Genomic DNA, 11,323 nt, shown 5'->3' with positions numbered 1-11,323 from the left:
ATCGTTCCCTTACGAATGTTCTCCTGCTGTGGGTTGAGGATGCCGATCTGCTGCTGCCCGTGGCCGTCAGGCATGAGCTTCATTGGCCCGAAACGATCAACTGCCGCACCATCGGGTTTGGAAAGCGGCGCTCGAGTGTGACGGCATAGAACGCTTCGCTGATGCCGGGCAGAAGATCAGACTCGATCAGGGCGCCCTGTTCCAACTCATCCTTGACAACGATCGGCGGCAGGACGGCAAGGCCCACGTCCTCGCGCGCGAGCAGTCGCATCATCGCCATGTCATCCACTTCGGCCACGATCTGCGGCTTGACTCCCATGCGGGCGACCAGGGCATCGAACCCGATCCGCATCGAGCTGTTGGTGCTGGGCAGGATGATCGGCAGGTTTGCCAGACGGTCAGCCAGCGTCGCGGTGCCATCCAGGCGCGATGGGGTGCCGATGAGGCTTGCGGGCTGCTCGGCCAGCCGGTGTGACACGAAGGGCGTCGTCGCATCGCGCTGGGGCGGCTGGTTGGTCAGCACCACGTCAAGGTTCAGCGTCTCCAGCGCGTGCAGAAGCTCCGCAAGGCTGCCAGACCGCAGGATGACTTCGCTGTCGGGCTGCCCGAGCACGGGGCGCAGAAAACCAAGCTGGAAGTTGCGCGACAGGGTCGCCAGCGCACCCACCCGCAGCACCTGCAAGCCGCGCCCCGCGTCGCGGAGCGTGCCGACAAGTTCGTCCCCCACTTCAAAGATTGCGTCGGCATGGTCAAGCGCGATACGCCCGGCCTCGGTCAAGTGCAGCTGTCGACCCCGCCGCTCGAACAGAAGATGGCCAAGACGCTCCTCAAGCTTGCGGATCTGCACCGAGATCGCCGATTGCGACAGGTTCAACCGCTCTGCCGTGCGGGTCAGGTTGCCATCATGCGCGACGGCCCGGAACAGATGCAGGTGGTGATAGTTTAGATCGGCCATACGTTCTATTTATACGAACGATTATCTGTAAACAATGTATTTTACACACTTCTTCGCTGCGGCTACCACCCATTGGCCAATCCGAATTGAAAGGACCGTGCCGTGACCGCCGCGCTCGTGATTTATCTTGCCCCGCTCATCCTCCTTCTGTGCGCCGGCTTCGGTGCGCTCCGCCCCGGACGCCGTCCCGGACCGATCGCCACGATTGCCGAGCTGGCGGGACTGGCCACCATGGCCGTAGCTGTGACGGCGGCGGGCCTTCTGATACTGCACGGACCTGCGACGGCGACCTTGCTGCCCGGACTATCGGTCCGGCTGGATGTGATCAGCGTGGTAATGCTGTGTCTGGTCAGCTTTGTCGGCTGGGTGGTGCTGCGCTACGCGGGCTCCTACGTCGACGGCGAGGCGCGGCAGGGCGCGTTCATGGGCTGGATGTGCATGACGCTGGCGGCGGTGATGCTGCTGGTGACGGCAGGGCATCTGGTGCAACTGGTGATCGCGTGGGTCGCGACCAGCCTCAGCCTCCACCAGTTGCTGCTCTTTTACCGCGACCGGGTGCAGGCGCGGCGCGCGGCGCGCAAGAAGCTGGTCACCTCGGGGCTGTCGAACATCGTGCTGATCGCCGCGGCCCTTGTCATGTGGAATGGCTTCGGCACCGGCGACATCGCGACAATCCTGACAGAGGCGCGGGCGGGCACAGGCGGCAGTTTCGTAGTCTGGGCCGCAGCCCTGATCGCCCTCGCGGCAGTGCTGAAATCGGCGCAATTCCCGACGCATGGCTGGCTGACCGAGGTGATGGAGACGCCAACGCCCGTCTCGGCCCTGCTGCATGCGGGCGTGATCAACGCGGGCGGCTTCCTGATGATCCGGTTCGCCGATGTGATGCTGACCTCACCAGGAGTGCTGGCAGTGCTGGTCATGCTGGGCGGGTTCACGGCGATCTTTGGCGGCATGGTGATGCTGACGCAAAGTGCCGTGAAAACCTCGCTGGCTTGGTCAACCGTGGCGCAGATGGGCTTCATGGTGCTGCAATGCGGACTGGCGCTCTTCCCGCTGGCTCTCCTGCATATCGTGGCGCATTCGCTTTACAAGGCGCATGCTTTCCTGGCCTCTGGCGGTGCGGTCGATGCGGTCGCCCTTGTCCGCAGACCGGGCCCGATCGCGGTGCCCTCGGGCGCGAAGGTGGGACAGGCATTTCTTGCTGCAATCGCGATCTACGCGCTGATGACGGTCGGCTTCGGCGCAGCGGGCATCGGTGTCAAGTCGCCGCAGGGCATTGCCCTTGGGGCCATCCTGATCTTCGGTGTCGCCTATCTGATCGCCCAAGGCCTGGCCGGGGCCGCACCCCGCGCTCTGACCCGTGCGACGGTCATGTACTCGCTGGCGGCCTCGCTCGGCTACTTTGCACTGCAGGCGGGGGCCGAGGCGCTGACCGCTGGTACCCTGCCAGCAACCCCGGCGCCAGGCCCCCTGGAGTGGGCGCTGATCGTGCTGGCGGTGTTCAGCTTTGGCCTGGTCGCTGTGGCGCAGGCGCTGTTCCCGCTCTGGGCGCACCACCCGGCGGCGGCAGGCCTTCGCGTTCACCTGACGAATGGACTTTACGCCAATGCGGTGTTCGACCGGCTGCTCGGCGGTTGGTCAAAGTCGCCCGCGCCCTGATCCCCCCTTCATCTTCGTTGAGGCTTTGACCTATGATGATCCACAACCCCGAACTCGCCACCGCCCCAAGCACCGCCCTGATCGCGGCCGCCAATGCCGCGGCACGCGCCATTCCACCGCTGTTCCCGCTGGCCTCCAGCGTGGCGGTGAACCCCTATCTGGGCCAGTCGGGCGACAGCCTTGCAATGACCGCCGCGCGCCTTGGCCGGATTGCGGGCACACCGGTAACGCAGCCCCGCGCATGGTATCTGGCACGGATCACAGATGGCCGGATCACCGATGCCGACCTTGAGGCAGCGCTTGCCGCCTCGCCCGACGCCGACCGGCCTGCCGACCTTGCCGCCCTGAAGGCCGCAGCGAAGGGGCCGGTGGCTTTGCAGAAGGCCGTTCCCTCGGTCGCCGATCTTTCGTCGGGGGCGTCGGGCATCGACTGGCCCGCACTGGTCAACGACCGCATCAGCGCCTGGGCCGCGGGATATTTCGACAATGGCCAGGCGCTGTGGACCACGGTTCCAGGAACCTCGGCCTTCACGTCCTGGCGCAGCTTTGCAATCCATGACCTGACGCCCGAGATTGCGGGGCTGACCGGCTTTGCCGCGTTCGTCACGGCATCCCCCGCAACGGCGAACGAGGCGCTGGCGTGGGCCACTGCCCGGCTGGGCCTGCCGGATGGCGCGCTGGACACCGCGTTTCATGCGGCGCTTATGTCGCTGGGGGGCTGGGGCCAGTATGCACGCTACCAGCTGTGGCAAGCCGAACTGGCCGGGGGCAACGACAGCGCGGTGACCGATCTGCTGGCGATCCGGCTGATCTGGGACGCAGCGCTGCTGGCACAGTATCAGGACGCAATCGGCGCAGGCTGGGCTGCGGCGGTTTCAGCCCATGCCCATCCCTTGCGGCCAAGCTCCGCGCAGGTCGTCGACGCGATCCTGCAAGAAGCGACCGAGCGTGCCGCTCAGCGCGACATCGCGGCCGCCTTCGCAACCAAGGGCGGACCGTTACGACAAACACGCCCCGCTCTGCAGGCAGCCTTCTGCATTGACGTCCGTTCCGAAGTGTTCCGCCGCGCGCTGGAAGGCGTCGATCCGGGCATCCAGACCATCGGCTTTGCCGGGTTCTTCGGCGTCTTCGTCGAACACCGGCCCTTTGCCTCTGATGTGCCCGAGGCGCGGCTGCCGGTCCTGCTGAATCCCACCGTGACCTCCTGCGCCATCCCACCCCATGCCGGGGCCGAAGAGGTCGCCCGGATCGCCGCCCGCTCCAAGCGGGCATGGGGCCGGTTCAAGCTCGCCGCCGTCTCCTCCTTTGCCTTTGTCGAGGCGACGGGGCCGATCTACGTGTACAAACTGGTCCGCGATGGGCTTGGCCTTGGCCCATCGAACCTACCGCACGACCCCGCGCCGCAGCTGTCGCCCAGCCTGGACACGAAGCAAAAGCTCGCCTCGGCAGAGACGGTGCTGCGCGCGATGTCGATGACCGACGGGTTCGCGCGCATCGTGCTGCTGGCGGGCCATGGCGCGAATGTCACCAACAACCCCCACGCCAGCGCCCTGCACTGCGGCGCATGCGGCGGCTATTCGGGTGAGGTCAACGCGCGGCTTCTCGCGACGCTGCTAAACGACCCCGAGGTGCGCAAAGGCCTTCCGGAGCGGGGCATCACCATCCCCGACGACACGTTGTTCCTGGCCGGGCTGCACGACACCACCACGGACGGGGTGCTGGTCTATGCCGACGACCATCCGTCAACAGGCCACGCAAAGGACGTTGCCGACCTCAAGCGCTGGCTGGCCGCGGCCGGGCTGATCGCGCGTGGCGAACGCGCCTTGCGGCTGCCCCGCGCATCGGGTGCCAACGACATCGCCGAACGCGCGCGCAACTGGGCCGAGGTGCGCCCCGAATGGGGCCTTGCAGGATGCCGCGCCTTTGTCGCAGCACCCCGTAACCGCACCACCGCGCAGAACCTTGGCGGCCGGGCGTTCCTGCACAGCTATGACTGGCGCCAGGACAAGGGCTTTGGCGTGCTGGAGCTGATCCTGACCGCGCCGGTCGTGGTGGCCAGTTGGATCAGCCTGCAGTATTACGGCTCGACCGTGTCCCCCACAGCCTTTGGCGGCGGCAACAAGCTTTTGCACAACGTCACCGGCGGGATCGGCGTGGTCGAGGGCAATGGCGGGCTGCTCCGCGCCGGGCTGCCCTGGCAATCGGTCCATGACGGTGCGGACCTGGTGCACGAGCCCTTGCGCCTGTCGGTGATCGTCGAGGCACCGCAAGCCGCGATCAACGACATCCTCGCCCGGCATGACGGGGTTCGGGCACTGTTTGACAACCGCTGGCTGCATCTGTTCACACTTGACGATGCAGGGCTGATCCAGGGCCGCTATGTCGGCGGGCTCAAGTGGGAACCGATTGGGGACGCGGCCCAAACCAAGGCGGCCTGACCGCTAGGCCGGACCCGTGGCAGCACAGTTCGAGTGAGGCCGTCCGCATGTTGCGGCTGGTTCAGATGGGCATTCCCGGATGCGCTGCCGACGGATAACGACCGGCGCGCTTGCTCTTGCTGGTTCGATTGACGAATATGCGCCGAGCCAGACAAAAGCAGCCATCCAGATGCTCAACCGCCCAAAACACGTCCGCAAGCCCTACAGCAGCGATGCCCTTGCTGGCGTGATCGAGGTGCGGGGGGTGCTTGGCAGCACGGTTTCGGCCCTCGGGACGCGTATCCTGGGGGCGGAATGGGCCCCGGGCGAGAGCATTCCCAAAGAGTCCGACATTTGCGATGAGATGGGGGTCAGCCGCTCCGTCGTGCGCGAAGCGTTTCGCATTCTCGGCGCCAAAGGACTGATCCGCAGCCGCACATCGGATGGCACGCGGGTACAAGCGCGCAGCGAATGGCGGTTGCTCGATCCCGACGTGATGAACTGGCGCATAAAGGCCGGCGATACGAAATCGCTGTTGCAGGACCTGCTGAAGGTCCGGCTGGTTCTGGAGCCGGGCGTTGTCTACACAGCCACGCTGACCGCATCGGATGCGGCGCGGGACCGGGTTCGCGCTGCCTGGGCGTGGAAGGAACAGGAGTTTCGCACCCCCGATCCGAACTATGCCGAACGCAGGCAGCGGTTCATCGATGCCGATCTGGAGTTCCATCGCGCCTTTCTTGCCGCGGTGGACTCTGACCTATTGTCACAGCTTTTCGCGGTGATCGAGGCAGCGCTTGGCCTCCTCCTTGACCTGCAGATGCGCGCGCGCGGCTACACCACCGAGATGATCGGCATGGACGAGAGCCAGGTGCTTCACGCTGCCGTCTTTGACGCGTTTGAGCGTCGTGACCCCGAGGCGGCGCAGGCAGCAATGCACCATCTGATCGCCCGCGCCATCAAGGACGCCAACGAAGGATTTGCGATCCTCGACCGTTAGATCCCGTCCTCGTACATGCGGATGCTGACGCCGCCGTCGATGACGACGTTCTCGCCGACCATGAACCGCGCCTCGTCCGAGGCCAGAAGAACCGCTACCGCAGCCACCTCGTCCGGTCGGCAAAGGCGTCCCGGCGGCTGGCGCGCCTCGACATCGCGGCGGGCCTTGGCGGGATCAGGGGATTTGTCGAACACCTCCTGCGCCAGGGCCGTGTCGGTATAGCCCGGCGAGATCGCGTTGATCGAAATCCCCCGCCCGGCATATTCCAGCGCCAGCGATCGCGTCAGACCCAGAAGCGCATGCTTGGCCACCGGATAGGGAAAGGTCCCGCGCATGACGGTCATCGCATGGTTCGAGATGATGTTGATCACCGCGCCGTCGCGGCGGGCGATCATGTCGGGCAGGACAGCGCGCGTGCAAAGCCAGGCTCCTTCCAGATCGACGGCCATGCAGCGCGCCCAGTCGGCTTCGGTAGACTGCAGCGGTTCGCGGAACACGTTGACGCCTGCGTTGTTCACCAGCACATCGATCGGCCCAAGGGCATCGCGGGCGGCCTTGTGCATAGCGGCAATCGATCCCGCGTCCGAGATATCGCAGGTCAACGCAATGACCCTTTGCCCCGTTGCCTGGGCGATACCGGCGGCCGTTTCCGCGGCAAGGTCAGCCAGGATATCGGCCACCACCACTGCCGCGCCCTCCGCCGCAAAGCGCCGCGCGATGGCCGCTCCGATCCCGCGCGCAGCCCCGGTGACGATTGCGGTCTTGCCTGAAAGTCTGGCCATTTCTGTGCCTTTTCATGTCGCTTGCGTTTGTCTGATAAACCGTCTTATCGTTCCATGATCAAGGCTCATCTGGGAGGAGGCAATGAGAATGAGGAAACTACTTCTGACGACCGGCACGCTGGTGGCCATCCTGGCGGCGGGTGTGGCGCAGGCGCAAGACAAGCTGATCGTCGCGATCTACAAAAGCGGCACGCAGCAATACTTCATTGATCAGGCGGCGGGATTTACCGCGGCAGCCAAGGAGCTTGGCTATGAAGCCCGGATCATCAACGTCGAGCTCGATTCCAACCTTGCGATCAGCGCGATGTCGGATGCCATTGCCTCCGGTGCAAAGGGTATCGGCATCACGGCGCCTGACCAGGCACTGGGACCGGCCTTGGCAAAGGCGGCTGCCGATGCGGGCATTCCGTTGATCGCAACCGACGATCCGCTGGTCGACGAGGCGGGCAAGCCTGTGCCGTTCGCGGGCTTTGACGGTGTCGCCATGGGCAACAAGGTCGGCGAAAAGGCGGCGGAACTCTTGACCGCTTCGGGGTGGCTCGCGGGCACCGACTACGGGATCCTGTCGACCGAGGTGCAGACACTGTCCGTCTGCAACGACCGCACGACGGCGGCGAAGGAAAAGCTGATGGCCGCAGGCGCCTCGGCGGACTCCGTCAAGGTCGTGGCGTATGACGGCACCACCGATGCCGCACTCTCCGCCGCCGGTCCGGTGATCACCGCCAATCCCGGCATCAACAAGTGGGTTGTCGTGGCCTGCAACGACGAAGGCGTGCTTGGCACCACCAACGCCCTGAAAAACGCGGGCATCGCGCCCGCCGACGTGATCGCCGTGGGTCTGGGCGCGTATGAGGCCTGCCGCCCCTGGAAGGAAGGGATCGACACCGGCTTCAAGGCCGCGCTCTACCTTAGCGGCGTCGATGTGGGCGATGCCGCCGCGCGCGCCCTGATCAACGCGATCGAAAAGGGCGAGCCTTTACCAGAGAAAACCGTGGCGAACACCACGATCGTCGATCCGACCACCTATGCAGACATCATGCCCTGCAACTGAGTTCCTCCCCCCAACTTGGCGGGCCTGTCATGGGCCCGCCTCTTTCCCCGGCTCACGATGACCCCGCCGATCCTTGACATCCGTTCGGTCGGAAAGGCCTTTCCCGGCGTACGCGCGCTGGCCAACCTCTCGATGCAGGTCGGGCGTGGCGAGGTGGTGGCATTCGTCGGCGAAAACGGGGCTGGTAAATCGACGCTGCTGAAAATCCTCTGTGGCGACTACACGCTGGACGAAGGATCGATGCAGCTGGATGGCGCCGATGTTTCCCACGCCTCGCCTCTCGCGGCGCGACGGGCCGGGTTCCGGCTGGTGCGGCAAGAGCCCGAGATCGTACCCGACATCTCGGTCGCCGAGAACGTCTTTGTCGGGGAATATCCGCGCCGAGCCCTCGGCCGGGTCGACTTTGCCGCGATGCGGGCCGAGGTGAACGCGATGCTTGCGCGGTATGGCTTTCAAGGCATGGTCGACCCGGATGCCGATGGCCGAAGCCTGTCGCCCGCGCAGATGCATCTGGTCGAGATTCTGCGGGCGCTGAAACCCGGGGTCAAGGTGGTGGCGTTTGACGAACCCACCTCCTCGTTGACCACCGATGAGGTATCGCGGCTCTTCGCCCTGATCCGGCAACTGGCTGCCGAAGGCCTGGGGATCATCTATGTCAGCCACCGGCTTAAAGAGGTCATGGCGATTTCCGACCGCGTGGTCGTGCTGAAGGACGGCGTGCAGACCGGCGATCTGGTGACGCGGGAAGCGACCGAGGATCAGATCGTGCGGCTGATGGTCGGGCGCGAGCTGATCCACGATTTCCAGAGAGCCGAGACGACACGCCCGGACATCGTGCTAAGCGTCGAACACCTGACCAGCCGCTGGCATCGAGGCATCTCATTCCAGATCCGCGCGGGCGAGGTGCTGGGCTTCGGCGGTCTGGTGGGCGCGGGCCGTACGGAACTGGCCAAGGTCATCTTCGGCGAATACCGGATGACCGGGGGTACCGTGCGCATCGCTGGCCAGGACCGCCATATCCGTACGCCCTCGGACGCGATTGCCGCCGACATCGGCTTTGCCCCTGAAAATCGCAAGGTCGAGGGGTTGATCCTTGTCCGCTCCGTGATCGAGAACGCCTCGCTTGCCGTCTACAACCGCCTGTCGCGCTGGGGCATGCTGCGACAGGCGCAGATGGTCGATGCGGTAGGCCCCGTGATCTCGCGGCTGGAGGTCAAGACCCCTTCCATGGCGCAGGAGGTCGGCAAGCTGTCAGGCGGCAATCAGCAGAAGGTCGTACTGGCCCGCTGGCTTGCTGCCGGACCGAAACTCCTGATCCTTGATGAGCCGACCCGCGCCGTCGATGTCGGCGCCAAGGCCGAGATTTACCGGCTGATCGACGCCCTTGCCGCCCAAGGCATGGCGATCATGCTGATCTCGTCGGAAATGCCCGAGCTTCTGGCCCTCTCCGATCGGATCGTGGTGATGCGCGAGGGGCGGCTCTCTGCACCGGTGGAAAAGCGCGACGCGACCGAAGAGATGATCGTGTCGCTGGCGCTTGGCACGCACAGGGCAGCGTGATCGGGGGCAGCGCTAGAATGACAGGAACCGCAGGATGACCGTACGCGACGACACCCCGATCCGCCGGATGCTGCGCCTGATCGGGGCCGAAAATCTGTCCCTGATCATCGCGCTGGTGATCCTGATCGCGTTGATCGTCAGCCAGACAGAGTTCTTCTTCTCGGCCCGGAACCTCTTCAACATCGGGCAGAACATGGCGGTGGTCGGGTTGATTGCCGTCGGCATGACGATGGTCATCGTGTCGGCGGGGCTCGACATCTCTGTCGGCTCGATTGCCGGCTGCGCCTCGGTTGTCTGCGCGCTGATGGTGTCGCAGGTCGGCACCGTCACGGGCGGGATCGGGGCTGGCATCGCCATCGGCCTGGTGCTGGGCCTGATCAACGCGGTGATCATCAACTACCTCAGGGTCAATGCCGTGGTGGCGACGCTGGCCACATTCTCGGCCTTTCGCGGCGTGGCCTTCCTGATCGCGCCCGAGGGTCGCCCGGTAGGTGTGCTGGACCCGACCTTCGCGCTGCTCGGCTCGGGCCGGTTCCTGCAGTTCGGGGGCTTTCCGGGCGTGCCGATTGCCTTTGCCATCCTGGTCGCCGTGGCGGTAGCTGGCCACATTGTGATGTCTTCGACCGTGTTCGGGCGGCAGGTCTATTCGATGGGCGGCAACCCGGCGGCGGCGCGGCTGGCGGGGATAAACCTCAACCGGATGCGGCTCTGGATCTACGCGATCTCGGGTGGGCTATCGGGGCTCGCGGGCGTGATTGTCACCGCGCGCACGTCGTCGGGCCAGCCGGCGTCCGGCACGCAGGGGCTGGAACTGGAGGCGATCACGGCAGTGTTCCTCGGAGGCGCCTTGCTCGCTGGCGGCAAGGGCACGGTGGTTGGCACGATGCTGGCGGTGCTGCTGCTGGCGGTGCTGTCGAACGGGATGAACCTGCTCGGCATTCCGACCTTCTACCAGCTGGTGGCAAAGGGGCTTCTCCTGGTTCTGGCCGTCGCCATCGGCCAGTGGCGCATGGCAGCCTCCGAGGCCCGGCAAGCCAGGCTGACCGCGGCGGGGGGCGAATGATCACGCTTGAGAACGCCCATCTTGCCCTGACGGTAGAGCCCGTTTTCGGTGCGCGGGTGACGTCGCTGACCGACATGGCCACTGGGCGGCAATGGCTGGTGCCGGGTGACCCCGCGGACGGCGAGGCCTATCTCGGCGAACAAGCGCGGGGTTGGGACGAGTGCTTCCCGACCGTGGGCGTCTGCACCCATGCAGCCTGGGGTGGGCCGATGCGCGACCACGGTGAGCTTTGGGGTCGCCCCTGGACCGTCACGCGTGGCGCCGACGCCTGCACCGCAGTCTATGTCGATCCCCGCTTCATCTTTACCCGGTCCCTCCAGCTGGAGGGCACCAGCGTCATTGCCCGCTATCAGGTCACGAACAGCAGCCCCGACCCGCTGCCCTATCTATGGAGCCAGCACGCACTTCTGGCCACCACGCCATCAGACCGCATCGCAGTTCATGGCGTCGCCGACATCTGGGCTGACGGCCACCCGGTCGACTGGCCACACCACCCCATCCGCGACTTGTCGTCCATTGGCGCAACGGATGAAGGTTTTGCTCTTAAGCTCTATGGGCAGGCACAACACGCCGCCAGTGCCGCGATCCTGGGCCCGGAAGGCGGCATCCGCTTCGACTGGTCGGGCGCCGAAATCCCCGCCTTCGGGCTCTGGCTCGACTACGGCGGCTGGCCCGCGGACGCGCCGGTCCATCAACTGGCGCTGGAGCCGACGACCGCCCCCGCCGATGATCTGGCCACTGCCGAAGCAACCGGCAGCGCACGCCATTTGCCCCCCGGTGACTCGGATCGCTGGTCCGTCCGCATCACCCTTCTCCCACCCGGTCCGGTCCCCGCATGA

At 65.7% G+C, this 11,323-nt stretch carries 9 protein-coding genes; 7 read left to right on the top strand and 2 right to left on the bottom strand.

Annotation, left to right across the window (positions count from 1 at the left end; genetic code table 11):
• Window positions 1-79: 79 nt before the first annotated feature.
• Window positions 80-955, bottom strand: coding sequence for a LysR family transcriptional regulator (locus ACRCSW_RS23805; protein ID WP_438708134.1), 876 nt, complete (start codon window positions 953-955; stop codon window positions 80-82).
• Between the two features lie 102 nt (window positions 956-1,057).
• On the opposite strand from ACRCSW_RS23805, the gene ACRCSW_RS23800 reads away from it, so the two are divergent.
• The 3 genes from ACRCSW_RS23800 (at window position 1,058) to ACRCSW_RS23790 (ending at window position 6,028) form a co-directional block, all read left to right on the top strand.
• Window positions 1,058-2,614, top strand: coding sequence for a proton-conducting transporter transmembrane domain-containing protein (locus tag ACRCSW_RS23800; protein ID WP_438708133.1), 1,557 nt, complete (start codon window positions 1,058-1,060; stop codon window positions 2,612-2,614).
• Between the two features lie 35 nt (window positions 2,615-2,649).
• Window positions 2,650-5,052, top strand: a complete 2,403-nt coding sequence (locus tag ACRCSW_RS23795) for a YbcC family protein (RefSeq protein ID WP_438708135.1) — start codon at window positions 2,650-2,652, stop codon at window positions 5,050-5,052.
• A gap of 169 nt (window positions 5,053-5,221) precedes the next feature.
• Window positions 5,222-6,028, top strand: a complete 807-nt coding sequence (locus tag ACRCSW_RS23790) for a FadR/GntR family transcriptional regulator (protein WP_438708132.1) — start codon at window positions 5,222-5,224, stop codon at window positions 6,026-6,028.
• Here the strand turns inward: ACRCSW_RS23790 and ACRCSW_RS23785 are convergent.
• Window positions 6,025-6,810 (bottom strand): SDR family oxidoreductase, encoded by a 786-nt coding sequence (locus tag ACRCSW_RS23785; RefSeq protein ID WP_438708131.1) that lies wholly within the window; start codon window positions 6,808-6,810, stop codon window positions 6,025-6,027. The two genes, ACRCSW_RS23790 and ACRCSW_RS23785, sit on opposite strands and share 4 nt — an antisense overlap.
• Before the next feature lie 88 nt (window positions 6,811-6,898).
• Here ACRCSW_RS23785 and ACRCSW_RS23780 point away from each other — a divergent pair, with 88 nt between their 5' ends.
• From ACRCSW_RS23780 to ACRCSW_RS23765, 4 genes are read left to right on the top strand one after another with little or no spacing between them, the layout of a single operon-like run.
• Entirely contained in the window at window positions 6,899-7,861 is a 963-nt protein-coding gene (locus ACRCSW_RS23780) for a substrate-binding domain-containing protein (protein WP_438708130.1), read from the top strand.
• 57 nt (window positions 7,862-7,918) lie between these two features.
• Window positions 7,919-9,421: a sugar ABC transporter ATP-binding protein gene (locus tag ACRCSW_RS23775; RefSeq protein ID WP_438708129.1), complete on the top strand. Its 1,503-nt coding sequence runs from the start codon at window positions 7,919-7,921 to the stop codon at window positions 9,419-9,421.
• A 34-nt stretch (window positions 9,422-9,455) separates the two neighbouring features.
• Complete coding sequence (locus ACRCSW_RS23770; RefSeq protein ID WP_438708128.1) at window positions 9,456-10,484, top strand: ABC transporter permease; 1,029 nt, start codon at window positions 9,456-9,458, stop codon at window positions 10,482-10,484.
• On the top strand, window positions 10,481-11,323 hold the full coding sequence (locus ACRCSW_RS23765) for a hypothetical protein (protein WP_438708127.1): 843 nt from the start codon (window positions 10,481-10,483) through the stop codon (window positions 11,321-11,323). The genes ACRCSW_RS23770 and ACRCSW_RS23765 overlap by 4 nt, the downstream gene beginning before the upstream one ends.

It is taken from the genome of Tabrizicola sp., assembly GCF_051645465.1.
Classification (GTDB): Bacteria; Pseudomonadota; Alphaproteobacteria; order Rhodobacterales; family Rhodobacteraceae; genus Tabrizicola.
The sequence above is the reverse complement of the archived record's forward strand: the minus strand, read 5'-3'. Positions and strand labels throughout refer to the sequence as shown.